We start from the raw sequence: 24,194 nt of genomic DNA on the forward strand, positions 1-24,194 counted from the left end.
CCCCCCCCCCGCCCCCTCCACCGCGCTCATCCGCCGCCCCGCGCCTACATTGGGAGCACGTTCCCGTACGAGGCCCGGAGCACGCCATGCCCGCCACCACCGCGTCATCCCGGAGCGAGACCACGGCTGCCCGGCGGACGGCCGCCGGGCCCGGGGCGGGGGAGGGCGGCGACTCGCCGCCGCCCTGGACCCCCGACTTCGCCGGGCTGCTGGACCAGGACCCCGAGATCGCGGGGGTGCTGCTGGCCGAGGTGGCCCGGCAGGACGACGGGCTGCAGCTCGTCGCCGCCGAGAACTTCGCCTCCCGGGCCGTGCTGGCCGCCCTCGGTTCCCCGCTCGCGAACAAGTACGCCGAGGGGTACCCGGGCGCCCGGCACCACGGCGGCTGCGAGGTCGTGGACCTCGCCGAGCGGCTCGCCGTGGAGCGCGCCAAGGCCCTCTTCGGCGCCGAGCACGCCAATGTGCAGTCCCACTCCGGCTCGTCCGCCGTGCTGGCCGCCTACGCCGCCCTGCTGCGCCCCGGTGACGCCGTCCTGGCCATGGCGCTGCCGCACGGCGGTCACCTCACCCACGGCTCGCCGGCCAACTTCTCCGGCCGCTGGTTCGACTTCGCGGGCTACGGTGTCGATCCGCACACCGGGCTGGTGGACTACGACGAAGTACGGGCGCTGGCCCGCAGCCACCGCCCGAAGGCCATCGTCTGCGGCTCGATCTGCTATCCGCGCCACCTGGACTACGCCGCCTTCCGGGACATCGCCGACGAGGTGGGCGCGTACCTGATCGCGGACGCCGCGCATCCCATCGGGCTGGTCGCGGGGGGCTCGGCGCCGAGCCCGGTCCCGTACGCGGACGTGGTGTGCGCGACCACCCACAAGGTGCTGCGCGGCCCCCGCGGCGGCATGATCCTGTGCGGCGCGGAGCTGGCCGAGCGCATCGACCGGGCCGTGTTCCCCTTCACGCAGGGCGGCGCCCAGATGAACGCGGTCGCCGCCAAGGCCGTCGCCTTCGGCGAGGCCGCCACCGACGCCTTCGCCGGCTACACCCGGCAGGTCGTGGCCAACGCGCGGGCGCTGGCCGCCTCGCTGGCCGAGGAGGGGCTGCCGGTCACCACCGGCGGTACGGACACCCACCTGATCACCGCGGACCCGGCGCCGCTGGGCGTGGACGCCCGTACGGCCAGGGGGCGTTGCGCGGCGGCGGGCATCGTGCTGGACACCTGCGCCCTGCCGTGCCCCGACGACCCGTCCGGCCGCCGCCCCGGCCTGCGGCTCGGCGCCGCCGCGCTGACCACCCAGGGCATGGGCGAGGAGGAAGCCGCGGGCGTCGGCGCGCTGATCGCGGCGGCCGTCCGGGAGAACCCGGCGGCCCGCGCGAGGACCGCGGCATTGGTCCGGCGCTTTCCTCCTTATCCCGATCAGACCTGAGCTCCTGCAACCATTCGGGGGACGGGTATGTCTTCCCCTACGTGCACGGAGAGGGGGCGGACACGCATATGGTGTGTGGCTGTGATGGCCAGCGATACCAATGGGGCAGCCCGTGCGTGAATACCTGCTGACGCTGTGCGTCACGGCCGCGGTCACTTACCTGCTGACCGGGCCGGTACGGAAATTCGCCATCGCCGCCGGTGCGATGCCGGAGATCCGTGCGCGTGACGTGCACCGCGAACCCACCCCGCGGCTCGGCGGCATCGCCATGTTCGGCGGGCTGTGCGCGGGTCTGCTGGTCGCCGCCCACCTCACCAACCTCAAGTCCGTCTTCGAGCACTCCAACGAGCCGCGCGCGCTGCTGTCGGGCGCCGCGCTGATCTGGGTGCTGGGCGTGCTGGACGACAAGTGGGGCGTGGACGCGCTCGTCAAGCTGGGCGGCCAGATGATCGCCGCCGGTGTGATGGTCCTTCAGGGCCTGACGATCCTGTGGATTCCGGTGCCGGGCATCGGCACGGTCTCGCTGAGCCCTTGGCAGGGCACGCTGCTGACGGTCGCTCTGGTCGTCATCACCATCAACGCCGTCAATTTCGTGGACGGCCTGGACGGCCTGGCCTCCGGCATGGTGTGCATCGCCGCCGCGGCCTTCTTCATGTACGCGTACCGGATGTGGTTCGGGTACGGCATCGAGGCCGCCGCGCCCGCGACGCTGTTCTCGGTCGTCCTGATGGGCATGTGCCTGGGCTTCCTGCCGCACAACATGCACCCGGCCCGGATCTTCATGGGCGACTCCGGGTCGATGCTGATCGGCCTGGTCATGGCGGCCGGCGCGGTCTCGGTGACCGGCCAGGTGGACCCGGACCTGCTCAACCTGAAGGCGGGCGGTGTCCGCGAGGCCACCCACGCGATGGTGCCGGTCTACATCCCGCTGCTGCTGCCGCTGACGGTCATCGCGGTGCCGGTCGCCGACCTGGTGCTGGCGATCGTGCGCCGTACGTGGAAGGGCCAGTCCCCGTTCGCCGCGGACCGCGGCCACCTCCACCACCGCCTGCTGGAGATCGGCCACTCGCACAGCCGGGCCGTCCTGATCATGTACTTCTGGTCGGCGCTGATCGCCTTCGGCGCGGTGGCGTATTCGGTCAACAACGCGAGCGTGTGGGTCGTGATGGGCATCGTGCTGCTGAGCGCGATCGGGCTGGTGCTCCTGCTGCTGCCGCGGTTCACGCCGCGGGCGCCGCGCTGGATGGAGTGGATGGTGCCGCCGCGGTACCGGCGCAGCGTGCAGGCGGCGGCCGTGGCGGCCGCCGCCGAGGAGAGCGCGGCGGTCGGCGAGGCCGGGCACCTGGACGGGGACCGGTCGGCCGAGGGGGCGCCGGGACGGGAGCGGCAGCCGGTGCCGGCGGGCGTCAACGGGGCCACCGCGATCGGTGACCGTTCGCGCTTCACGGACCGCCGCAAGGCCGGAAGTCATCGCTGAGACGCGTTTTCGCTCCTACGAGCGACGTTCGAAAATTACCCCAAATGGGTTCCATAGCAGACAGAACGGCACCGTGTCTCGCTCCAACGCGCGGATTACCGCTCACGTGTGACGGGTAGCACACCGAGCAGGTAAAGACCTCATCAAATAGTTTGTGATACCGTTCACGAAACCCGGCAACAGAGCCGAAGGACCGGAGTGCGACGGTCTTTCGGCCTCAGGTTCTCCCTCAGGCCGGGTCTACGCTCGTCCCTGACGACAACACCCCCATTTTCCTGACGGAGCGCCGCCATGCAGTCCACTGACGCCCGCCTACTTGCCAATGTCTCCGTGCCCTCGCTTGCCACCGGCGCCGTCGGTGTCGTGATCAGCGCTGTGGTCGCGGGCGGGCAGGGCGCGATCGGTGCTGCCATCGGCACGGTGCTGGTGCTGCTGCTCATGGGGTCCGGTCTGGTGATCCTCCAGCAGACCGCCAAGCGGCTGCCGGATCTGTTCCAGATGATGGGACTGCTGCTGTACGCCGTGCAGATCCTGGCGGTCGCGATCTTCATGATCGCGTTCAAGGACACCACGCTCTTCAACGTCAGGGCGTTCGCCTTCACCTTGCTCGCGACGGTTCTGGTGTGGATCGCCTTCCAGGCCCGCAGCTATATGAAGGCAAGGATTCTCTACGTGAATCCCGAATCCGCCGAGTCCAAGAAGGCGGAAACCGCGGGGTCGCGGACGTGACCCGTAGGGCCGGAATAAAAGCCCATGCGAGAGCCTGCTATCGTCCGGTGCCAACTGCGGCGCAGTCGGCGCAGGCGGCCGAGCTTCCAGGTCCCGAGTCAGGGGACCGGTTGCGTGCACGGCCCACGCCTGTGATCCGGACCGGCCCCGCGCCGATCAGCCGCCCCCCAATCCGTAAGACCAGTCCAGTGCCGCACCGTGGCTCAATGCCGCGCCGACACAACGAGGTTGCCGTACCCATGCGCCACGCTGAAGGAGCTCGCGGTGAGTGCTGAAACGATGCTCGCCCTCGACACGGAGTGCCACCTCTTCATCCCGGGGTGTGGCTTCGAGGCCCCGGGCCTTCATTCGTTCGTCTTCGAGCCCCTTTTCACCATCGGTGGCTACGAGTTCAACAAGCCGATGCTGCTGGCTCTGGTCAGCACGGTGATCATCGTGGCGTTCTTCTGGGCCGCCTTCGGCCGCGCCAAGGTGGTGCCCGGCAAGCTGCAGATGATCGGTGAGGCGGGTTACGACTTCGTGCGCCGCGGGCTCGTCTACGACGCGCTCGGCAAGAAGGAGGGCGAGAAGTTCGTCCCCTTCATGGTCGCGCTGTTCTTCTTCGTGTGGATCATGAACCTGTGGTCGATCATTCCGGTCGCCCAGTTCCCGGTGACCTCGGTCATCGCGTTCCCCATGGGTCTGGCCCTGGTGGTCTACATCACCTGGCTCGTGCTGACGTTCAAGAGGCAGGGCTTCGTCGGCGGTCTGAAGAACCTCACCGGCTACGACAAGTCGCTCGGCTGGGTTCTCCCGCTGATCATGTTCCTGGAACTGCTGCAGCACCTGATCATCCGGCCCTTCACGCACGCGGTCCGGCTGTTCGCGAACATGTTCGCGGGCCACATGCTCATCCTGATGTTCACGGTCGCCAGCTGGTACCTGCTGAACGGCATCGGCATCGCCTACGCGGGCGTCTCGTTCGTCATGACCATCGTGATGACGGCCTTCGAGCTCTTCATCCAGGCCATCCAGGCGTACATCTTCGTACTCCTGGCCTGCAACTACATCCAGGGCGCGCTCGCCGAGCACCACTGAGCCCCCAGGTACCCCAGCAGTCCCCACCAGACGTCCGGTGGCCAACCCCCACCGGTCCATGAAAGAGAAGGAAGACACGGCATGTCCGCGACTCTCGAACTCGCCGCCGGCCTCACTGGCAACGTCGCTTCGATCGGCTACGGCCTCGCCGCCATCGGCCCCGGCGTCGGCGTCGGCATCATCTTCGGTAACGGCACCCAGGCCCTGGCCCGTCAGCCCGAGGCCGCCGGCCTGATCCGCACCAACCAGATCATGGGCTTCGCCTTCTGTGAGGCGCTCGCCCTCATCGGCATCGTCATGGGTTACGCGTACCCGTCGGCCTGATCACGGAACGCACCGACGACGCCACTTAGACGGAAGGCATTGATGTGAGCGCCCTGGTGAACATGGCGGCGGAGGTTCCTGAGAACCCCCTCGTCCCGCCGATTCCAGAGCTGGTCATCGGCCTGGTCGCTTTCTTCATCGTCTTCGGCTTCCTCGCGAAGAAGCTCCTCCCGAACGTCAACAAGGTTCTGGACGAGCGCCGCGAGAAGATCGAAGGCGGTATCGAGAAGGCGGAGGCCGCACAGGCCGAAGCCCAGCAGGTCCTCGAGGACTACCGGTCCCAGCTCGCCGACGCGCGCCACGAGGCCGCCCGGCTGCGCCAGGAGGCGCAGGAGCAGGGGGCGACCCTGATCGCCGAGATGCGTGCCGAGGGTCAGCGGCAGCGCGAGGAGATCATCGCGGCCGGCCACGCCCAGATCGAGGCGGACCGCAAGCAGGCCGCGCAGTCGCTGCGCCAGGACGTGGGCAAGCTGGCCACGGAGCTGGCGGGCAAGCTGGTCGGTGAGTCCCTGGAGGACCACGCCCGCCAGAGCCGGACCATCGACCGCTTCCTCGACGAGCTCGAGGCCAAGGCGGCGTCGGACCCGACGAAGGCAGAGGCCGGCCGATGAACGGAGCGAGCCGCGAGGCACTGGCCTCCGCACGCGAGCAGCTCGACGCGCTGACCGACAACACGGTCGTCGACGCGGCGAAGCTCGCCGAGGAGCTGGCTGCCGTCACCGCTCTGCTCGACCGCGAGGTGTCGCTGCGTCGGGTCCTCACCGACCCGGCGCAGGCCGGCGAGGCCAAGGCCGAGCTGGCCGGGCGCCTGCTGGGTGGCCAGGTCGGCGGCGAGACCGTCGACCTGCTCTCCGGCATGGTCCGCTCCCGCTGGTCGCGCTCGCGCGACCTGGCGGACGCGGCCGAGGAGCTGGCGTACGGCGCCGACCTCGTCGCGGCGCAGCGGGCGGGCGCCCTCGACGACGTCGAGGACGAGCTGTTCCGGTTCGGCCGGATCGTCGCCTCGTCGCACGACCTGCGCGCGGCGCTGACCGACCGCACCGCACAGGGCCCGGCCAAGGCCGAGCTGCTGCGCTCGCTGCTGGGCGGCCGGGTGAACCCGGTCACCGAGCGGATCGTGGTCCGGCTTGTCGCACAGCCGCGGGGCCGTAGCCTGGAGGCGGGGCTGGACGCCCTGTCCAAGCTGGCCGCGGCGCGCCGGGACCGGATGGTCGCGGTGGTCACCTCCGCGGTCCCGCTCAGCGACACCCAGCGGCAGCGCCTCGGCGCGGCACTGGCGTCGGTGTACGGACGGCAGGTCCACCTGAACCTCGACGTGGACCCCGAGGTCCTCGGCGGCGTCCAGGTCCGGATCGGCGACGAGGTCATCAACGGCAGCATCGCGGCACGCCTCGAAGAGGCGTCCCGGCGGATGGCCGGCTGACCCACCCACCAACTCAAGAAGTAGTACGGCGGCCCGAGTTGGGCCGTGGACGCAGTGACATCACGGGGGCAACCGCCCCTGCCTGCGGCGGGGGACGTGCATGACCCCCGTAAACGACGACGGGCCCAACAAGGAGAGCAGGGAACCCAGATGGCGGAGCTCACGATCCGGCCGGAGGAGATCCGGGACGCGCTGGAGAACTTCGTCCAGGCGTACAAGCCGGACGCGGCCTCGCGCGAGGAGGTCGGTACGGTCAGCGAGGCCGGTGACGGCATCGCGAAGGTCGAGGGCCTTCCCTCGGCGATGGCGAACGAGCTGCTGAAGTTCGAGGACGGCACCCTCGGTCTCGCGCTGAACCTGGAAGAGCGCGAGATCGGTGCGGTCGTCCTCGGTGAGTTCAGCGGTATCGAGGAGGGCCAGCCGGTGCGCCGCACCGGTGAGGTGCTCTCCGTCCCCGTGGGCGAGGGCTACCTCGGCCGCGTCGTCGACCCGCTGGGCAACCCGGTCGACGGCCTCGGCGAGATCGAGTCCGAGGGCCGCCGCGCCCTGGAGCTGCAGGCTCCGGGCGTCATGGTCCGCAAGTCGGTGCACGAGCCGATGCAGACCGGCTACAAGGCCGTCGACTCGATGGTGCCGATCGGCCGCGGCCAGCGTCAGCTGATCATCGGTGACCGTCAGACCGGCAAGTCCGCCCTGGCCGTCGACACGATCATCAACCAGCGCGACAACTGGCGCTCCGGCGACCCGAAGAAGCAGGTCCGCTGCATCTACGTCGCCATCGGCCAGAAGGGTTCCACCATCGCGTCCGTGCGCGGCGCGCTGGAGGAGGCCGGTGCCCTGGAGTACACGACCATCGTCGCCGCCCCGGCGTCCGACCCGGCGGGCTTCAAGTACCTGGCGCCCTACACCGGCTCGGCCATCGGCCAGCACTGGATGTACCAGGGCAAGCACGTCCTGATCATCTTCGACGACCTCTCGAAGCAGGCCGACGCCTACCGCGCCGTGTCCCTGCTGCTGCGCCGCCCGCCGGGCCGTGAGGCCTACCCGGGTGACGTCTTCTACCTGCACTCCCGCCTGCTGGAGCGCTGCGCGAAGCTCTCCGACGACCTCGGTGCCGGCTCGATGACGGGTCTGCCGATCGTCGAGACCAAGGCGAACGACGTGTCGGCGTTCATCCCGACCAACGTCATCTCCATCACCGACGGCCAGTGCTTCCTGGAGTCGGACCTGTTCAACGCGGGCCAGCGCCCGGCGCTGAACGTCGGTATCTCCGTCTCCCGCGTCGGTGGCTCCGCCCAGCACAAGGCCATGCGCCAGGTGTCCGGCCGCCTCCGCGTGGACCTCGCCCAGTTCCGTGAGCTGGAGGCGTTCGCCGCCTTCGGTTCCGACCTGGACGCGGCGTCCAAGGCCCAGCTCGCCCGCGGTCAGCGCATGACCGAGCTGCTCAAGCAGGGCCAGTACGCGCCGTACCCGGTCGAGGAGCAGGTCGTCTCCATCTGGGCCGGCACCAACGGCCACATGGACGACGTCCCGGTCGCGGACATCCGCCGCTTCGAGCGCGAGCTCCTGGACTGGATGGGCCGCGAGAAGAAGGAGCTGCTCACCTCCATCGCCGAGGGCGCCAAGATGTCCGACGACACCCTCCAGGCGCTCGCCGACACCGTCACCGCCTTCAAGCAGCAGTTCGAGACCTCGGACGGCAAGCTTCTCGGTGAGGACGCACCGGTCAGCACGACCAAGTGACGACGGAAGGGACCTGATCCATGGGAGCCAAGCTCCGGGTCTACAAGCGTCGCATCCGCTCCGTCACCGCGACCAAGAAGATCACCAAGGCGATGGAGATGATCGCCGCCTCGCGCATCGTCAAGGCGCAGCGCCAGGTGGCGGCATCGACGCCGTACGCGAGTGAGCTGACCCGCGCGGTGACGGCGGTTGCCACCGGTTCGAACACCAAGCACGCCCTGACGACCGAGGCGGAGAACCCCACGCGGGCCGCGGTGCTGCTCATCACGAGCGACCGCGGTCTGGCCGGCGGCTACTCCTCCAACGCCATCAAGGCCGCCGAGCAGCTCACCGAGCGGCTCAAGGCCGAGGGCAAGGAGGTCGACAGCTACATCGTCGGCCGTAAGGGTGTCTCGTACTACGGGTTCCGTGAGCGCAAGGTCACGGAGTCGTGGACCGGCTTCACCGACAGCCCGACGTACGCGGACGCCAAGGCCGTCGCCGGGCCGCTGATCGCCGCTGTCCAGCAGGACACCGCCGAGGGCGGCGTGGACGAGCTGCACATCGTCTACACCGAGTTCGTCTCGATGATGACGCAGACGCCGGTCGACGACCGGCTGCTGCCGCTCAGCCTCGAAAAGACGGCCGAGGAGGCCCAGGCCTCGTCCAAGGGCGAGATCCTGCCGCTGTTCGACTTCGAGCCGTCGGCCGAGGACGTGCTGGACGCGCTGCTGCCGCGGTACGTCGAGTCGCGCATCTACAACGCGCTGCTGCAGGCCGCCGCCTCCAAGCACGCCGCCACCCGGCGCGCGATGAAGTCGGCGACCGACAACGCGGAAGAACTCATCAAGTCGCTCTCGCGGCTTGCCAACGCGGCCCGCCAGGCCGAAATCACCCAGGAAATCAGCGAGATCGTCGGTGGCGCGAGCGCACTGGCCGACGCGACCGCGGGGAGTGACTGACAACTATGACCACCACTGTTGAGACGGCCACGGCGACGGGCCGCGTCGCGCGGGTCATCGGCCCGGTCGTCGACGTGGAGTTCCCCGTCGACGCGATGCCGGACATCTACAACGCGCTGACCGTCGACGTGGCCGACCCGGCCGAGGACGGCAAGACCAAGATGCTGACGCTGGAGGTCGCGCAGCACCTCGGTGACGGCATGGTGCGCGCCATCTCCATGCAGCCCACCGACGGCCTGATCCGCCAGGCCGCGGTGACCGACACCGGCGCGGGCATCACCGTCCCGGTCGGTGACGTCACCAAGGGCAAGGTGTTCAACACCCTCGGCGAGATCCTGAACGTGGACCCGTCCACGGTCGAGGTCAACGAGCGCTGGCCGATCCACCGCAAGGCCCCCAACTTCGACCAGCTTGAGTCGAAGACCGAGATGTTCGAGACCGGCGTCAAGGTCATCGACCTGCTGACCCCGTACGTCAAGGGCGGCAAGATCGGTCTGTTCGGCGGCGCGGGCGTCGGCAAGACCGTCCTCATCCAGGAAATGATCTACCGCGTGGCCAACAACCACGACGGTGTGTCGGTGTTCGCCGGTGTCGGTGAGCGCACCCGTGAGGGCAACGACCTGATCGAGGAGATGACGGACTCCGGCGTCATCGACAAGACCGCGCTGGTCTTCGGCCAGATGGACGAGCCCCCGGGCACCCGTCTGCGGGTCGCGCTGGCCGGTCTGACGATGGCGGAGTACTTCCGTGACGTCCAGAAGCAGGACGTCCTCTTCTTCATCGACAACATCTTCCGGTACACCCAGGCGGGTTCCGAGGTGTCCACCCTGCTGGGCCGCATGCCCTCCGCGGTGGGTTACCAGCCGAACCTGGCGGACGAGATGGGCCTCCTCCAGGAGCGCATCACCTCGACCCGTGGTCACTCGATCACCTCGATGCAGGCGATCTACGTCCCCGCGGACGACCTGACCGACCCGGCGCCGGCCACCACCTTCGCCCACCTGGACGCCACGACCGTTCTGTCGCGTCCGATCTCGGAGAAGGGCATCTACCCGGCGGTGGACCCGCTGGACTCGACGTCCCGCATCCTGGACCCGCGCTACATCTCGCAGGACCACTACGACTGCGCCTCGCGCGTCAAGACGATCCTGCAGAAGTACAAGGACCTCCAGGACATCATCGCGATCCTCGGTATCGACGAGCTGGGCGAGGAGGACAAGCTCACCGTCCACCGCGCCCGCCGCATCGAGCGCTTCCTGTCGCAGAACACCCACGTGGCGAAGCAGTTCACCGGTGTCGACGGCTCGGACGTGTCGCTGGACGAGTCCATCGCGGCGTTCAACGCGATCGCCGACGGTGAGTACGACCACTTCCCCGAGCAGGCGTTCTTCATGTGCGGTGGCCTTGAGGACCTGAAGGCGAACGCCAAGGAGCTGGGCGTCTCCTGAGGCCCGGCCGCGTTCCGGGGGCGGCCCTGGCCGCCCCCGGCCGTCACGACCACTAGTATTTGACCCAACATCTGCCGCACCCGGCAGGTGGAGACCCGAGGAGCCATCGTGGCTGAGCTGCACGTCGAGTTGGTCGCCGCCGACCGTCAGGTCTGGTCGGGCGAGGCCAGCCTGGTCGTCGCGCGCACCTCGTCGGGCGACATCGGCGTCATGCCGGGGCACCAGCCGCTGCTCGGCGTGCTGGAGTCCGGCCCGGTGACGATTCGTACGACCGGCGAGGACGGGGACGGCACCGTCGTCGCCGCCGTGCACGGCGGCTTCATCTCGTTCGCCGACAACAAGCTGTCTCTGCTCGCGGAGATCGCGGAGCTGTCGGACGAGATCGATGTCCAGCGCGCGGAGCGGGCCTTGGAGCGGGCGAAGTCGGAGGCCGACGCGGCCGCCGAGCGCCGCGCCGATGTCCGGCTGCGTGCGGTGGCGGGCGTCCACTGAGGCCCACCACCGACAGGCAAGTCCCTCAGCCGCGGGCCGCGCTGGAATTCTCCAGAGCGGTCCGCGGCTGAGGCAATGCAGGTGCGATTTGCTCCCCGGCGCCCGACCGGCGCCGGGGGTAACCCATCGAGGCGAGGAGGTCGGTTCGGATGGTCCTCGCTCTGCTTGTGAGCGGCGCGGTCGTCGTGCTGGTGCTGCTGGGGCTCTTCGTCTTCGGACTACGACGACGGCTCATCCAGCGCTCCGGCGGCACGTTCGACTGCAGCCTGCGCTGGAACGTGCCCGAGGAAGAGGCCGAGCCCAGCGGCAAAGGCTGGATCTACGGCGTCGCCCGCTACAACGGCGACCGGGTCGAGTGGTTCCGCGTCTTCTCGTACGCGCCCCGCCCCCGCCGCGTCCTGGAACGCTTCTCCATCGAGGTCCTCCAGCGCCGCACCCCCCAGGGTGAGGAAGAGCTGGCCCTCCTCTCCGACTCCGTCGTGCTCGCCTGCCGCCACCGCGGTACGAGGCTGGAGCTGGCGATGAGCGAGGACGCCCTGACGGGCTTCCTGGCGTGGCTGGAGGCGGCGCCTCCCGGGCAGAGAGTCAACGTGGCGTAATCCCTGTTCATCCCGAGCCGAAGGCCGGAAAGGCGGGGGCGACGCCGCCTTTCCGGCCGGTCCGGGGAGGGCCGGGGTTACTTCAGGCCGCTGTCGATCGCGGTCATCAGTTCGCCGTCGGCCGTGTCACCGCTGAATTCCCAGAAGAACGCGCCGCCCAGACCCTGCTGCTTGGCGTAGTTCATCTTTCCGGTGATCGTCGCGGGTGTGTCGTAGCTCCACCAGTTGCTGCCGCAACGGGCATAGGCGGTGCCGGCGACGGTTCCGGTGGACGGGCAGCTCGCCTTGAGGATCTTGTAGTCCTCGATGCCCGCCTCGTACTTGCCGGGGGCCGGGCCGGTGGCGGTGCCGCCGGGGGCGTCCTGGGTGACGCCGGTCCAGCCGCGCCCGTAGAAGCCGATGCCGATCAGCAGCTTCTTCGCGGGCACGCCCTTGGCCTTGAGCTTCTGCAGGGCCGCGTCGGTGTTGAAGCCCTGCTTCGGGATGCCGGGGTAGGACGTCAGGGGCGAGTGGGGGGCGGTGGGGCCGGTCTTGTCCCAGGCGCCGAAGAAGTCGTACGTCATGACGTTGTACCAGTCGGCGTACTGCGAGCCGCCGCCGTAGTCGGCCGCATCGATCTTGCCGCCGTCCGAGCCGTCGGCGGTGATCGCCGCGGTGACCAGCTGCTTGCCGAACTTGGCGCGCATCGCCTTCATCATCTCGGCGAACGCCGCCGGACCGCTGGTGTCGCAGGTCAGACCGCAGGCGTTGGGGTACTCCCAGTCCAGGTCGATGCCGTCGAAGAGGCCGGCCCAGCGCGCGTCGTTGACCAGCTGGTAGCAGGAGTCGGCGAAGGCGGCCGGGTTCTTGACCGCGTCGGTGAAGCCGCCGGACCAGGTCCAGCCGCCGAACGACCACAGGATCTTGATGTTCGGGTACTTCGCCTTGAGCTTCTTGAGCTGGTTGAAGTTGCCGCGCAGCGGCTGGTCCCAGGTGTCGGCGACGCCGTCCACGCTCTGGTCGGCGGTGTAGGCCTTGTCGGTGGCCGCGTAGGCGTCACCGACGGTGCACTTGCCGCCCTGGACGTTGCCGAACGCGTAGTTGATGTGCGTCAGCTTGCCCGCGGAGCCGGAGGTGACCAGGTTCTTCACGTGGTAGTTGCGGTCGTAGACGCCCCACTCGGTGAAGTAGCCCAGCTTGACCGCGTCGACGGGCTGCTGGCCGCCGCCGGTGGTGCGTACGGTCGTGGCGGCGCTGGCGGGGCCGGTCTGGTCCGCGGTGTCACGGGCAACCACGGTGTAGGTGTAGTCGGTGCCCTTGGTCAGGCCCGAGTCGGTGTAGGCGAGCTTTTCGACGGTGGCGACCTTGGTGCCGTCGCGCAGGATGTCGTAGTTCTTGACGCCCTTGTCGTCGGTGGCCGCGGTCCACGTCAGCCGTACGGACGTGTCGGTGACGTCGCTCGCCACCGGCTTGCCGGGCGCGGACGGCGGGTTGTCGCCGGGCTGGCCGCCGCCGGTGGTGCGCACGGTGGTCGGCTCGCTGGCGGGGCCGGTCTGGTCGGCGGTGTCGCGGGCGACGACGGTGTAGGTGTACGAGGTGTCCTTCGTCAGGCCCGAGTCGGTGTAGGCGAGCTTCTCGACGGTGGCGACCTTGGTGCCGTCGCGCAGGATGTCGTAGTTCTTGACGCCCTTGTCGTCGGTGGCGGCCGTCCAGGTCAGCCGTACGGAGGTGTCGGTGACGCTGCCGGCCACCGGCTTGCCGGGCGCGGACGGCGGGGTGTCGCCGGGCTGCGCGCCGTCGCAGGAGCCGCCGTTGAGCTTGCAGCCGCTCACGTCACCGCCGCCGCTGCCGGCTCCGGTGAAGCCGAAGCTGACCGAGGCGCCGGGGGCGATGGTCCCGTTCCAGTTGGCGTTCTGGGCGGTCCAGTGGGTGCCCGAGCCGCTGACCCGGGCGTCCCAGGCGGAGCCGACCGAGGTGCCGGCGGGGAAGTCCCACTCGACGGTCCAGCCCTGGATCGTGGTGTCGCCGGTGTTCTTGACCGTCCACTGCCCCTGGAAGCCGGTACCCCAGTCGGAGACCTTGGTGTACGTGGCGGTCGCCGATTCGGCGGCGTGCGCCGGGGTGGCGCCGGCCAGGCCGATCAGCGCGGCGACGGGCAGCAGGAGTGCGGTGAGGGCCGCGAGGGCTCTTCGACGGGCGTGGGTGGTGCGTATCAGGGTTCCGGGTGTCACGGATGCTCCCAGGTAAGGGGGTGGGAAGGTGGGGGAACCTGCGCCGCCCGGTGAGCGCTGTGGGGCGCGCTCACCGCAAAGATGTGAAGGGAGCGTAAAAAGGTCCAGACCTACGGTCAAGAGGTCTGGACCAAAGTGGTTGGCGGCCTCCGCCGCGCCCGTCCGCCCGGCGGCGGCCGGCCCGGTCAGTCGCCGCCCACCCCCAACTCCTGCGCCAGCACCGCCGCCTGCACCCGGCTGCGCAGCTCCAGCTTCCCCAGCAGCCGGCTGACGTGCGTCTTGACGGTGGCCTCCGCCACCTCCAGCCGGACCGCGATGTCGGCGTTCGACATCCCTCGCCCCAGACAGCCCAGCACCTCGCGTTCGCGGCGGGTCAGGGTCTCCAGGACGGCCGGGTCCGGCGCCTCCGCGTCGGCGGGGCGGCGTGCCGTACGGGGACTGGCGAACTCCGCGATCAGCCGCCGGGTCACGGCCGGGGCGATCAGCCCCTCCCCGGCGGCCACCGTGCGCACCGCGTCCACCAGCGCCGCCGCCTCGGTGTCCTTGAGCAGGAAGCCGGCGGCGCCCGCGCGCAGCGCCCCGAAGACGTACTCGTCCAGGTCGAACGTGGTCAGCACCAGGACGTCGGCCAGCCCCTCGGCGACGATCGCGCGGGTGGCCGACACCCCGTCCAGCCTGGGCATCTGTACGTCCATCAGGACCACGTCGGGGCGCAGTTCGCGTGCCAGGCGCACCGCCTCCTCGCCGTCCGCGGCCTCCCCGGCCACCTCGATGTCGGGGGCCGAGCGCAGGATCAGCACCAGCCCGGCCCGTACGGCGGACTGGTCCTCGGCGATCAGCACCCGGACTGGGCGCCCGGTGGCAGCTGTCATCGTTCCTCTTCCTCCTCGCGGACCGGGAGCGTGGCCCGTACCCGCCATGTCTTGCCGTCTCCCGCGTCCTCGGGACCGGCCTCGAACGCGCCGTCGAGCAGCGCGATCCGCTCCCGCATGCCGACCAGCCCCGCGCCGGAGCCGGGCGCGCGCGGGCCGGGACGGTCGCCGAAGGGGCTGGTCACGCTGACGGTGAGCGGGCTGCCGGGAGCGTACGCGATACGGACCACCACCTCGCCGGGCGCCGCGTGCTTGAGGGCGTTGGTCAGCGACTCCTGCACGATGCGGTACGCGGCCAGCTCCACCGGCGCGGGCAGCCGCGTGCCGCCGCCGTCCGCCCGGGTGTCCTGCCGGGCGTCCCGGAGGGTGAACGTCAGCCCGCTGCTCGCCCCGTTGGTGCGGGCCTGCGCCAGCAGCGCGTCCAGCCCGTCCAGGGTCGGCGTGGCCTGCGCCTCGGCCGTCGCGCCGGGGTCCTTCGCGTCCCGCAGCAGCCCGATCAGGCGCCGCATCTCGGCCAGGCCCTGCACGCTGTTCTCGCGGATGACGCCCAGTGCCTCGCGGGTGGCGGCCGGGTCGTCTATGGACTGCGCGGCCGTGGAGTGGATCGCGATGGCCGACAGGTGGTTGGCGACCATGTCGTGCAACTCGCGCGCCATCCGGGCGCGTTCGGCGACGACCGCCTGCGTACGGTCCATCTCGGCCAGCAGCGCGGTCTGTTCGGCCTCCAGCCGGGCGGCCCGCGCGGCGTCGCGGTGCTCGCGGATGATGACGCCGGTGAAGGCGGGCGCGGCCGTGAGCACCCCGACGCCGATGCCGAGCAGCAGGGCCCGCGGGTCGCGCAGCACCGCGACCGGGACGACGGTGGCGGCGACGGTGAGCAGGACGGTGATGACCGGCAGCCGCCGGGCGGTGGCCGGCGACCCGTACAGCACCGCGGCGTAGACGACGTCGGTGAACATCACGATCGTGATGATCAGCCCGCCCGTGCACACGTCCAGCGCGAGCGCGGCGGTCGCCGTGGCCAGCGCGGTGCGCGGCGCGCTGCGGCGCATCAGCTCGGCGCCGGACATGGCGGCCAGTGCCAGCAGGATCAGCCAGTCCGGCAGGTCCACCAGCGGCCCGTTGTTGCGCAGCCCCAGCCCCCACACCAGCAGGCCGCCGAGCAGCCCGCAGACGGCGATGCGCAGGTCGTCGCGGTGCGGGCGGGGCAGGGCGGTGCGGGGTCGCGCGGTCACCCCACCATCAAACACGGCCGCGCGGCCCGCCGCCTCCACGCCCCGGCCGAACCGTGTGCCCCGCGCGGTCCATCGAAAGATGCAGTTCCGGGCCGTCGCGGGACATCGAAAGATGCAGTCCCGGGCCGTCGCGGGACATCGAAAGACGCAGCGGCGGATCGTCACGGGCGACGAGGGAACGCGGGAATTCCGGGGCGAGCCTGGAAGGGACAGGAAGAAGGGGAGCCCCGTGATCGCTGTGCTGATCGTTGTCTGCGAGGTCGGCTTCTGGGTGCTGCTGGCCGTCGGACTGGCCTTGCGCTACCTGGCGAAGATGCCGCGTACCGGCGTCGCCGTGCTGCTGCTGGAACCGCTGCTGGAGCTGGTCCTGCTGATCGTCACGGCCGTCGACCTGAAGAACGGCGCGGAGCCCGACTGGAAGCACGGACTGGCCGCCGCCTACATCGGCTTCTCGGTCGCGCTGGGGCACCGCACCGTCAAGTGGGTGGACGTCCGCTTCGCCCACCGCTTCGCGGGCGGCCCGCCGCCGGTGCCCGCGCCCAAGTACGGCCGGGCCCGCATCGTCTTCGAATGGCAGTCGGCGGCCCGCTGGATTCTCGCCGCGCTCATCGCGATGGGCCTCCTGGAGGCCGCGATCCGGTACGTGGGCGATCCCGCGCAGACCACCTCGCTGCGCGGCTGGCAGACCAAGATGCTCTTCGTCATCGGCATCAACCTGGTGATCGCGACGAGCTACACGATCTGGCCGAAGCAGGCGCCGAAGACGGACCTGCCCCCGGCCGGTAGGCCGGTCGACTGTCCCGGGCGGGCCTACCGCTCGCCGCCCGGCACCCACAGTACGTCGCCCAGCTCCTTGTTGGCCGTACGGGCCAGGATGAACAGCAGGTCGGAGAGGCGGTTGAGGTAGGTGGCGGTGAGGTGGTTCATGGTGTCGCCGTGCATCTCCAGCGCCGCCCAGGTGGAGCGCTCGGCGCGGCGTACGACCGTGCACGCCTGGTGCAGCAGCGCGGCGCCGGCCGTGCCGCCGGGCAGGATGAAGCTGCGCAGCTTCTCCAGGCCCTCCAGGTAGTGGTCGCAGTCGGCCTCCAGCTTGTCGACGTAGGACTGCTCGACGCGCAGCGGCGGGAACTCCGGGTTCTCCACCACCGGCGTCGACAGGTCCGCGCCCACGTCGAAGAGGTCGTTCTGCACCCGGACGAGCACCTTGACGACGTCCTCCGGCAGCGAGCCGAGCGCGATGGCCACGCCGATCGCCGCGTTGGCCTCGTTGGCGTCCGCGTAGGCCGCGATCCGCGTGTCGGTCTTGGCGGTCCGGCTCATGTCGCCGAGGGCGGTGGTGCCCTTGTCGCCGGTACGGGTGTAGATGCGCGTCAGATTGACCATACGGGCGAGCCTACGCGGCCGCCCTGCGGAAGGCGCGGGCGCACACGGTCGCGGCCAGTACGGCGAGTCCGGCCGCGACCAGCGCGCCGTACAGCACGCTCGCCGCGGTGTAGTCGCCCACGTAGGCCGCCCGGACGCCGTCCACGAGGTAGCGCAGCGGCATCACGTGCGAGAGCGCGTCCAGCCAGCCGGGCGCCAGGGCCATCGGCAGCATCAGGCCGGACAGCAGCATCGTGGGCATGGTGGCGGCGTTCACGACCGGCCCGAACTCCTGCGGCGTGGCGACCTTCAAGGCCAGCGCGTACGAGAACGAGGACAGGGCGACGGTCGTCACGGCGACGAACGCGAACCCGACGAGGATGCCGCCCAGCGGCGCCCGCAGCCCCATCACCACCGCCGCCAGCACCAGCAGCACCGCCTGGAAGGTGAACAGCGCCGCGTCCCGCAGCACCCGTCCCAGCAGCAGCGCGAGCCGGCTGACGGGCGTCACCCGCATGCGGTCCACCACTCCGTACTGCTTCTCGACGATGATGCCGAAACCGCAGAACGACCCGCCGAAGAGCGCGAGTTGGAGCAGCAGGCCGGGCACCAGGACCTGCCAGGAGCTGCCCTCGGAGGCCAGCGGCACATCGGTCAGCAGCGGACCGAAGAAGAACAGGTACAGCAGCGGCATCAGCACGCCGAAGAACATCTGGAGCTTGGAGCGCAGGGTCTGCCGGGCGTAGCGCCCGAAGATCAGGGCCGTGTCGGACAGGACGGAGGGCAGGACGGAGGACATACGGGGACTCCTGGGGACGGTACGGGGACCGGGGCGGGCGGTCAGACGGCGACGGGGATGGTGTCCGCGGGGGCGGGGCCGCGCCCGGTGATGGCCAGGAAGGCGTCCTGGAGGGACGCGTCGGGCGAACCGGTGTACTCGGTCTTGAGCGCGCGCGGGGTGCCCTCGGCGGCCACCACGCCCTGGTCCACGACCACGACGCGGTCCGCCAGCGCGTCCGCCTCGTCGAGGTAGTGGGTGGTCAGGACGACCGTGGTGCCGAAGTCCGTACGCAGCCGGCGGACCAGCTCCCACAGGCCGGCCCGGCTGCCGGGGTCGAGGCCGGTGGTCGGCTCGTCCAGGAAGAGCACCGCCGGCCGGTGCACCAGCCCCATCGCGATGTCCAGCCGCCGTCGCTGCCCGCCGGACATCGCCGCGCACTTGCGGTCCAGCAGCCCGTCGAAGCCGAGCGCGTCCGCCAGTTCCTCGGCACGGGCCGCCGCCTCGGCCTTCGGCAGGCGGTACAGCCGACCCTGGGTCACCAGCTCCTCCCGTACGGAGACGTTCGGGTCGACGCCGCCGGACTGGGCCACGTAACCGGTGCTGCGCCGCACCCCGGCCGGGTCGCGGGCGAGGTCGCAGCCGGCCACCGTCGCGCTGCCGCCGGTGGGCGCGAGGAGCGTGGTGAGCATCCGCAGGGTGGTCGTCTTCCCGGCGCCGTTCGGGCCGAGCAGGCCGAGGATCTCGCCGCGCTCGGCGGTGAGGTCGATGCCGCGCACCGCTTCGACGGTGCCGCGCTTGGTGGTGAAGGTCCGGGCCAGTCCGGACGCGGTGATGACTGCCATGCCGACCAGAAAAACAGAGAGACTGAAAAATTGCAACGTCCCCAAAAATAAATGGAGCCCAACGAGGCGTACGATGCGGACATGGCAGAGGGACTCAGGGAGCGGAAGAAGCGGCAGACGCGCCAGCACATCTCGGACATGGCGACCGGCCTGTTCCTGGAGCGCGGCTTCGACGCGGTGACCGTCGCGGAGATCGCCGAGGTCTGCGACGTCTCCGTCAACACCGTCTACAACTACTTCCCGGCCAAGGAAGACCTCTTCATGGACCGCAGCGCCGGGCTGGTGGACCGCCTCGCGCGCTTCGTGCGCGGCCGGGACGCCGGGGAGTCGGCCGCCGCCGCCGTCCTGCGCGAACTGCGCGAACAGGTCGAGGCGGTCTCGCCCACCGTCGGCCTGGTCCAGGGCTACGACCGCTTCATGCGCGTCATCGAGGGCTCCGCCACCCTCAAGGCCCGCCTCTGGCACCTCCAGCAGGAACAGCTCACCCGCCTGGAGGAGACCCTGCGCCAGGAGGCGGGCGCCGCGGCGGACGACTGGCTGCCGCTCATGGTGGCGGGCCAGCTCAACTGGGTGCACAGCACGCTCATGGGCTACATCGGCCGCGAGATGATGGCCGGCCGCGCACCCGACGAGGTGTCACGGGAAGCGCTCGCCCTGCTGGACGACCTTCAGGACGCGCTCGGCGGAAAAGTATTCAACTATGCCGTACGCGCGGGCGGCTGAGGACGGGTGAGGGCGGACGGGACGGGCGGTGTGATGTCCGTCATTCGAGACGTGACGCGCATCTCTAACCCTCCTATCGATCGCCGACGGGCGCTAACGTCACTGCCGAGAGCCGTCGGATGCACAGCGTGTTAGGGGACAGCCAGTGGCAAAGAAGCTCGCCGTCATCGGGGCCGGACTGATGGGGTCCGGCATCGCGCAGGTCTCGGCCCAGGCGGGCTGGGAGGTCGTCCTCCGCGATGTGACGGACGGGGCGCTGGCCCGCGGCCGGAGCGGTATCGAGAAGTCCTACGAGAAGTTCGTGGGCAAGGGCAAGCTGGCCGCGGAGGACGCGGAGCGGGCGCTGGGCCGGATCACCACCACGACCGACCTGGACGCGGCCGCCGACGCGGACATCGTCGTCGAGGCCGTCTTCGAACGGATCGAGGTCAAGCGGGAGATCTTCCAGAGCCTGGACAAGCTGGTCAAGGACGAGGCGGTGCTCGCCTCGAACACCTCGGCCATCCCGATCACCAAGATCGCGGCGGCCACCGGGCGCCCCGAGCGGGTGGTGGGCACCCACTTCTTCTCGCCGGTGCCGATGATGCAACTGTGCGAGCTGGTGCGCGGCTACAAGACCAGTGACGAAACCCTCGCCACCGCCCGCGCGTTCGCCGAGTCGGTCGGCAAGACCTGCATCGTCGTCAACCGCGACGTGGCCGGCTTCGTGACCACCCGGCTGATCTCGGCGCTGGTCGTCGAGGCGGCGAAGCTGTACGAGTCCGGGGTGGCCACCGCCGAGGACATCGACACCGCCTGCAAGCTGGGCTTCGGGCACGCCATGGGGCCGCTGGCCACCGCCGACCTGACCGGCGTCGACATCCTGCTGCACGCCACCGACAACATCTACACCGAGTCGCAGGACGAGAAGTTCGCGCCGCCGGAGATCATGCGGCGGATGGTGGATGCCGGCGATATCGGCCGCAAGAGCGGGCAAGGCTTCTACGAGCACTGATACCGCCTCGGACGGTTCCGGGCCCGCGGCACCGCGCTGACGCCGCGTCAGGCACCGGGCCCGGTACCGCCGCGGCACGACGGCCGGTCCGCCGGCCGGCCGCGGCGGCACCGGCACGGCACCCGGCGCGTCACTCGCACGGGTCCGGCGCCCTTCACCCCCCAGGGTGAATTCGGTATCGGTTCGCTTACAGGCGGCAACTTCGCCGCATGAGAGGCAGTCAGTTCTGTAGACGTAACGATCGAGCACTCATCACCCGGGGAGCGGATATGCACATCAGGGGCGACCACGCCGAGCTGGTCGTCGGGGGCCGCCTCGACGTCCGCAGCGCGGCGGACGCCCGTACCGTCCTGCACACCGCCGTCGACTCCGGCCAGGGCGACCTGGTGCTCGACCTGACCGGCCTGGATTCGTGGGACGCCACCGGCCTCGGCGTCATCATGGGCGCGCACCGCCGCGCCGGGCGGGCCAACCGCCGGCTGGTGCTGCGCGGCGTACCGCCCCAGATGCAGCGGCTCCTGGTCGCCACCCGCCTGCACCGCATCCTCGCCATCGAGGGCGGCATCGAGGCCGAGAGCCTGCCGCGGGTCTGAGGGCCCCGGCCGGCGCACGCGGGCGCGCACCACCGCGCAACAGAAGATCAAAGCCGCATACGCGAAGGATTCTCACAACACTGTGACGTTCCGGGCAGGAGCGGACCCCGGCGCTTCGTAGATACTGGGCGAAGGTCTAAGGTTCGGTTTTCCGCCGTCCGGTACGCCGCGCGGCGGGCACCGGACCAGAAGCGGCGGCCGGGGGAGTCCCCCGGCCGGAGGCTGGGGGAGTGCGGACGGCCGGGACACAATCGGTCGGACGGCACGCCAAGCGCATCTGGGGGGCATTTCACCATGGACCCGAACACGAACCGGGGACCTGAGGAGTACGGCGAGCAGGACGCCCCTGCGCCGACACCGGCGTCCGCGCCCGGCGGCCCCGGCGCCGCCCCCGGCGGCCTCGCCCGCACCGTGCAGCTGGTGTCGGGCCCCTACCTCCTCACCGTCAACCCGGTCGACGGCAGCGAGATCGAGCCCTGCCCGCCCGGCGAGCAGCCCGCCGTCCCCGGCAAGCACGGCCCCGAGGAGCGCGCCGAGCTGGCGCGCGCCGCCGCGCCGCCCGCCGTGCCGGTCGCCGCGGGCCGCCCGGCCGCGCTGCTGGAGCGCGCCGAGGAGACCGACAGACTGACGCGGCTGCTGTCCCGCGGCAGATCCGTACGCGTCACCGGCCCCTCGGGCTCGGGCCGCACCCGGCTGCTGGACGCCGTCGCCACCGCCTGCGACGGTGTGGCGCCGGACGGCGTGGTGCGCCTGTCCGGCTACCGCCGCACGCCCACCGACGTGATGTACGAGCTGTTCGCCGCCGTCCACCGGGCCCCGCTGCACCGCCCCGACCGCGGCGAGCTGCTGCGCCTGCTCGGCGAGATCGGCGCCATCGTCGTCCTGGACGACCTCGAATTCGGCGGCGCCGCGCTGGACGAGCTGCTGGGCGCCACGCCCGAGTGCGCCTTCCTGCTCGCCGCCACCCCCGATGTCGCCGCCCCCTCGCCCGGCTCCCACCTCGAAGAGGTCTTCCTCGGCGGCATCAGCCGCGACGCCTGCCGGGAGCTGCTGGAGGGCGCCGTCGGCCGGCCGCTCACCGACGAGGAGGCCGCGTGGGCCTCCGACCTGTGGTTCGAGTCCGAGGGGCTGCCGCTGCGCTTCGTACAGGCCGGCGCGCTGCTGCGGCAGCGGCGGAGCGCCCCCGACGCGTACGGGGAGACGTCCGACGGCGTCGCCGCGGGCGACGGCCCGTCCCTGCCGACCGTCGCCGAGGCCGCCTCGCCCGCGCCGCTGATCGCCGCCGGGCTGGGCGAGGCCGCACGCGAGACGCTGCGCTTCGCGGTCGCGCTGGGCGGCGAGCTGCCCCACCAGGCGCACCTGCCCGCGCTCGCCCAGGACACCCACGCGGACGCCGCCCTCGGCGATCTGCTGGGCTGCGGGCTGATCAGCCCGACCGGGGGCCACTACCGGCTCGCCGCGACCGTACAGGACCAGCTGACGGACGCCGGGTACGCGGACGACGCGGGGGAGCGGGCCCTGACCGCCGCCCAGCACTACGCCTGGTGGGCCGGGCACCCCTCGGTCACCCCGGAGCGGGCCGCCGCCGAGTCCGACGCGATCCTGGCCGCGATGGGCGTGCTGACCGGCAGCCGGGACGGCGGCCACCCGAGCGCCGCCGTGCTCCTGGCCCGTACGGCCGCCCCGGCCTTCGCCGCGGCCCTGCACTGGAGCGCCTGGGAGCGCAGCCTGCGCCACGGCGCCGAGGCCGCCCGGATCGCCGGGGAGGTGGCCGAGGAGGCGTACTTCCACCACGAGCTGGGCGTTCTCGCCCTGTGCACCGGCAACCTGGACCGGGCGCGGGCCGAGCTGGAGGCGTCGATAGGGCTGCGCGGCGTGCTCTCCGACCGGCGCGGCGCGGTCGCCGGACGGCGCGCGCTGGCCCTGGTCGCGGACCGCTCGGGTACGTTTACCCCGCCCGCCGGCACGGCCACCCCGGCCGGTGAGGAGATCCCGGACGCGCGGACGGAGGAGTCGGCCTCACCGCCCGGCGGGGTGCCCGCCGCGCTCGCCGCGGCCCCGGCCGTCGACGCGACGGCGCCCACCGTCGTCACCCGCGGCGTGGCCTCCGGCAAGGGCGCGGGCGGCGGCGGCCCGGCCAAGGGCCGCAAGGCCCTGGTGCTCGGCACCCGGCGCAACCTGGTCGCCGCGGGCGCCGGAGCGCTGCTCGTCGCCGTCCTGGGCACCGTCGTCACGCTGGGCGCGGTCTCCGGGTCCGACGGCGGTACGGGCAACAAGGTGACGACCGAGCAGTCCGCCCAGCCGGGGCAGAGCGACGACGGCCTGCCCGCCGACCAGCCGGGCAGCGACGGCACCCGTACCGGACAGGGCAACCGCCCCGGCACGGTCACCGGCCACCGCTCGACGGCGCCCGGCACACCGGGCACCAGCGCGCAGCCGAGCACCGGACCGACCGGTGGCGCCACCGACCCCACGACCGGCGGACCGACCGGCAGCACCCGCCCGACCGACCCGACCACGCGGCCGACGGACGGCAGCTCCCGCCCCACCGACCCGAGCACGTCGCACAAGCCCACGGACAAGCCGACCGACAAACCCACGGACAAGCCCACCGACAAGCCGACGGACAAACCGACCGACAAGCCCACCGACAAGCCGACCAGCCAGGAGCCGACGGGCACCTCGGGCAGCACCGGCAGCGGCGGCACCGGCAGCGCCTCGGCGACCTCCACCGGCTCCGGTACGACCGGTGGCGGCACGACCGGCGGGGACGCTCCGACGGCCGGCGGGGGCACGGCCGGCGGTACGACGGGCGGCTGAGCGCGCAGCACGACGGCCCGGTACGGAGCCGTCCGCCACCGTGGCGGGCGTTTCCGTACCGGGCCGTCGTCATCCGTACCGGCGC

The 24,194-nt window shown here is 71.2% G+C and carries 22 protein-coding genes and 1 pseudogene; 17 read left to right on the top strand and 6 right to left on the bottom strand.

Annotated elements, in window-relative coordinates:
- Positions 1 to 86 precede the first annotated feature (86 nt).
- The 12 genes from IH45_RS0118480 to IH45_RS0118535 all read left to right on the top strand — a co-directional run bounded on the left by IH45_RS0118480 (position 87) and on the right by IH45_RS0118535 (position 11,677).
- Entirely contained in the window at positions 87 to 1,424 is a 1,338-nt protein-coding gene (locus IH45_RS0118480) for a serine hydroxymethyltransferase (protein WP_030669032.1), read from the top strand.
- 100 nt (positions 1,425 to 1,524) lie between these two features.
- Entirely contained in the window at positions 1,525 to 2,901 is a 1,377-nt protein-coding gene (locus tag IH45_RS0118485; protein ID WP_030669035.1) for an MraY family glycosyltransferase, read from the top strand.
- Positions 2,902 to 3,192: 291 nt separating this feature from the next.
- Positions 3,193 to 3,630, top strand: coding sequence for a hypothetical protein (locus tag IH45_RS0118490; RefSeq protein WP_003981316.1), 438 nt, complete (start codon positions 3,193 to 3,195; stop codon positions 3,628 to 3,630).
- A gap of 279 nt (positions 3,631 to 3,909) precedes the next feature.
- Positions 3,910 to 4,707 carry a F0F1 ATP synthase subunit A gene (atpB, locus tag IH45_RS0118495; protein WP_030022193.1) on the top strand — a complete coding sequence of 266 codons (798 nt, stop codon included), beginning with the start codon at positions 3,910 to 3,912 and terminating at the stop codon, positions 4,705 to 4,707.
- A gap of 81 nt (positions 4,708 to 4,788) precedes the next feature.
- A complete protein-coding gene (atpE, locus tag IH45_RS0118500; protein ID WP_030595669.1) occupies positions 4,789 to 5,031 on the top strand; it encodes an ATP synthase F0 subunit C in 243 nt (80 codons plus the stop codon).
- 62 nt (positions 5,032 to 5,093) lie between these two features.
- Positions 5,094 to 5,642 carry a F0F1 ATP synthase subunit B gene (locus tag IH45_RS0118505; RefSeq protein WP_394298684.1) on the top strand — a complete coding sequence of 183 codons (549 nt, stop codon included), beginning with the start codon at positions 5,094 to 5,096 and terminating at the stop codon, positions 5,640 to 5,642.
- Positions 5,639 to 6,454, top strand: a complete 816-nt coding sequence (locus tag IH45_RS0118510; protein ID WP_030669045.1) for a F0F1 ATP synthase subunit delta — start codon at positions 5,639 to 5,641, stop codon at positions 6,452 to 6,454. The genes IH45_RS0118505 and IH45_RS0118510 overlap by 4 nt, the downstream gene beginning before the upstream one ends.
- Before the next feature lie 150 nt (positions 6,455 to 6,604).
- Positions 6,605 to 8,197 carry a F0F1 ATP synthase subunit alpha gene (gene atpA, locus IH45_RS0118515; protein ID WP_030669048.1) on the top strand — a complete coding sequence of 531 codons (1,593 nt, stop codon included), beginning with the start codon at positions 6,605 to 6,607 and terminating at the stop codon, positions 8,195 to 8,197.
- 20 nt (positions 8,198 to 8,217) lie between these two features.
- Positions 8,218 to 9,138 (top strand): F0F1 ATP synthase subunit gamma, encoded by a 921-nt coding sequence (locus IH45_RS0118520; RefSeq protein WP_030669050.1) that lies wholly within the window; start codon positions 8,218 to 8,220, stop codon positions 9,136 to 9,138.
- Between the two features lie 5 nt (positions 9,139 to 9,143).
- Complete coding sequence (gene atpD, locus IH45_RS0118525) at positions 9,144 to 10,586, top strand: F0F1 ATP synthase subunit beta (RefSeq protein ID WP_030669053.1); 1,443 nt, start codon at positions 9,144 to 9,146, stop codon at positions 10,584 to 10,586.
- Positions 10,587 to 10,694: 108 nt separating this feature from the next.
- A complete protein-coding gene (locus tag IH45_RS0118530) occupies positions 10,695 to 11,078 on the top strand; it encodes a F0F1 ATP synthase subunit epsilon (protein ID WP_003981308.1) in 384 nt (127 codons plus the stop codon).
- 149 nt (positions 11,079 to 11,227) lie between these two features.
- Complete coding sequence (locus IH45_RS0118535; RefSeq protein ID WP_003981307.1) at positions 11,228 to 11,677, top strand: DUF2550 domain-containing protein; 450 nt, start codon at positions 11,228 to 11,230, stop codon at positions 11,675 to 11,677.
- A gap of 77 nt (positions 11,678 to 11,754) precedes the next feature.
- On the opposite strand, the gene IH45_RS0118540 is transcribed toward IH45_RS0118535, so the two are convergent.
- The 3 genes from IH45_RS0118540 to IH45_RS0118550 form a co-directional block, all read right to left on the bottom strand.
- Complete coding sequence (locus IH45_RS0118540; RefSeq protein ID WP_063763021.1) at positions 11,755 to 13,887, bottom strand: glycoside hydrolase family 18 chitinase; 2,133 nt, start codon at positions 13,885 to 13,887, stop codon at positions 11,755 to 11,757.
- A 185-nt stretch (positions 13,888 to 14,072) separates the two neighbouring features.
- The gene (locus IH45_RS0118545) at positions 14,073 to 14,759 is read right to left on the bottom strand and encodes a response regulator (protein WP_030669060.1); all 687 of its coding nucleotides are present in this window, start codon (positions 14,757 to 14,759) and stop codon (positions 14,073 to 14,075) included.
- A complete protein-coding gene (locus IH45_RS0118550) occupies positions 14,756 to 15,994 on the bottom strand; it encodes a sensor histidine kinase (protein ID WP_030669062.1) in 1,239 nt (412 codons plus the stop codon). The genes IH45_RS0118545 and IH45_RS0118550 overlap by 4 nt, the downstream gene beginning before the upstream one ends.
- Before the next feature lie 229 nt (positions 15,995 to 16,223).
- Between IH45_RS0118550 and IH45_RS0118555 the strand changes: the two are divergent.
- A pseudogene (locus IH45_RS0118555) lies at positions 16,224 to 16,781 on the top strand (hypothetical protein); the annotation flags it as partial.
- Between the two features lie 23 nt (positions 16,782 to 16,804).
- Here IH45_RS0118555 and IH45_RS0118560 read toward each other — a convergent pair.
- From IH45_RS0118560 to IH45_RS0118570, 3 genes are read right to left on the bottom strand one after another with little or no spacing between them, the layout of a single operon-like run.
- The gene (locus IH45_RS0118560; protein ID WP_030374579.1) at positions 16,805 to 17,377 is read right to left on the bottom strand and encodes a cob(I)yrinic acid a,c-diamide adenosyltransferase; all 573 of its coding nucleotides are present in this window, start codon (positions 17,375 to 17,377) and stop codon (positions 16,805 to 16,807) included.
- Between the two features lie 10 nt (positions 17,378 to 17,387).
- Positions 17,388 to 18,155, bottom strand: coding sequence for an ABC transporter permease (locus IH45_RS0118565; RefSeq protein WP_030669069.1), 768 nt, complete (start codon positions 18,153 to 18,155; stop codon positions 17,388 to 17,390).
- 41 nt (positions 18,156 to 18,196) lie between these two features.
- Entirely contained in the window at positions 18,197 to 18,979 is a 783-nt protein-coding gene (locus IH45_RS0118570) for an ABC transporter ATP-binding protein (protein WP_030669072.1), read from the bottom strand.
- Between the two features lie 81 nt (positions 18,980 to 19,060).
- Between IH45_RS0118570 and IH45_RS0118575 the strand changes: the two genes are divergently transcribed.
- The 4 genes from IH45_RS0118575 (at position 19,061) to IH45_RS0118590 (ending at position 24,109) form a co-directional block, all read left to right on the top strand.
- Positions 19,061 to 19,702, top strand: coding sequence for a TetR/AcrR family transcriptional regulator (locus tag IH45_RS0118575; protein ID WP_030669075.1), 642 nt, complete (start codon positions 19,061 to 19,063; stop codon positions 19,700 to 19,702).
- A 145-nt stretch (positions 19,703 to 19,847) separates the two neighbouring features.
- A complete protein-coding gene (locus IH45_RS0118580) occupies positions 19,848 to 20,696 on the top strand; it encodes a 3-hydroxyacyl-CoA dehydrogenase family protein (RefSeq protein ID WP_030669078.1) in 849 nt (282 codons plus the stop codon).
- Positions 20,697 to 20,965: 269 nt separating this feature from the next.
- A complete protein-coding gene (locus IH45_RS0118585) occupies positions 20,966 to 21,289 on the top strand; it encodes an STAS domain-containing protein (RefSeq protein ID WP_003981297.1) in 324 nt (107 codons plus the stop codon).
- Positions 21,290 to 21,583: 294 nt separating this feature from the next.
- Positions 21,584 to 24,109 (top strand): PT domain-containing protein, encoded by a 2,526-nt coding sequence (locus IH45_RS0118590; protein WP_030669081.1) that lies wholly within the window; start codon positions 21,584 to 21,586, stop codon positions 24,107 to 24,109.
- The last annotated feature ends 85 nt before the right edge of the window (positions 24,110 to 24,194 follow it).

It is taken from the genome of Streptomyces rimosus subsp. rimosus (genome assembly GCF_000720725.1).
Taxonomy (GTDB): domain Bacteria; phylum Actinomycetota; class Actinomycetes; order Streptomycetales; family Streptomycetaceae; genus Streptomyces; species Streptomyces rimosus_A.

What these genes read in the sequence shown, in the direction of transcription:
- IH45_RS0118520 (WP_030669050.1), top strand. Translation starts at nt 8,218, where the DNA reads ATGGGAGCCAAGCTCCGGGTCTACAAGCGTCGCATCCGCTCCGTCACC.
- atpA (WP_030669048.1), top strand. Translation starts at nt 6,605, where the DNA reads ATGGCGGAGCTCACGATCCGGCCGGAGGAGATCCGGGACGCGCTGGAG.
- atpB (WP_030022193.1), top strand. Translation starts at nt 3,910, where the DNA reads ATGCTCGCCCTCGACACGGAGTGCCACCTCTTCATCCCGGGGTGTGGC.
- IH45_RS0118575 (WP_030669075.1), top strand. Translation starts at nt 19,061, where the DNA reads ATGGCAGAGGGACTCAGGGAGCGGAAGAAGCGGCAGACGCGCCAGCAC.
- IH45_RS0118480 (WP_030669032.1), top strand. Translation starts at nt 87, where the DNA reads ATGCCCGCCACCACCGCGTCATCCCGGAGCGAGACCACGGCTGCCCGG.
- IH45_RS0118535 (WP_003981307.1), top strand. Translation starts at nt 11,228, where the DNA reads ATGGTCCTCGCTCTGCTTGTGAGCGGCGCGGTCGTCGTGCTGGTGCTG.
- IH45_RS0118590 (WP_030669081.1), top strand. Translation starts at nt 21,584, where the DNA reads ATGGACCCGAACACGAACCGGGGACCTGAGGAGTACGGCGAGCAGGAC.
- IH45_RS0118490 (WP_003981316.1), top strand. Translation starts at nt 3,193, where the DNA reads ATGCAGTCCACTGACGCCCGCCTACTTGCCAATGTCTCCGTGCCCTCG.
- atpD (WP_030669053.1), top strand. Translation starts at nt 9,144, where the DNA reads ATGACCACCACTGTTGAGACGGCCACGGCGACGGGCCGCGTCGCGCGG.
- IH45_RS0118510 (WP_030669045.1), top strand. Translation starts at nt 5,639, where the DNA reads ATGAACGGAGCGAGCCGCGAGGCACTGGCCTCCGCACGCGAGCAGCTC.
- IH45_RS0118485 (WP_030669035.1), top strand. Translation starts at nt 1,525, where the DNA reads ATGGGGCAGCCCGTGCGTGAATACCTGCTGACGCTGTGCGTCACGGCC.
- IH45_RS0118560 (WP_030374579.1), bottom strand. Translation starts at nt 17,377, where the DNA reads ATGGTCAATCTGACGCGCATCTACACCCGTACCGGCGACAAGGGCACC.
- IH45_RS0118585 (WP_003981297.1), top strand. Translation starts at nt 20,966, where the DNA reads ATGCACATCAGGGGCGACCACGCCGAGCTGGTCGTCGGGGGCCGCCTC.
- IH45_RS0118565 (WP_030669069.1), bottom strand. Translation starts at nt 18,155, where the DNA reads ATGTCCTCCGTCCTGCCCTCCGTCCTGTCCGACACGGCCCTGATCTTC.
- IH45_RS0118505 (WP_394298684.1), top strand. Translation starts at nt 5,094, where the DNA reads ATGGCGGCGGAGGTTCCTGAGAACCCCCTCGTCCCGCCGATTCCAGAG.
- atpE (WP_030595669.1), top strand. Translation starts at nt 4,789, where the DNA reads ATGTCCGCGACTCTCGAACTCGCCGCCGGCCTCACTGGCAACGTCGCT.
- IH45_RS0118570 (WP_030669072.1), bottom strand. Translation starts at nt 18,979, where the DNA reads ATGGCAGTCATCACCGCGTCCGGACTGGCCCGGACCTTCACCACCAAG.
- IH45_RS0118545 (WP_030669060.1), bottom strand. Translation starts at nt 14,759, where the DNA reads ATGACAGCTGCCACCGGGCGCCCAGTCCGGGTGCTGATCGCCGAGGAC.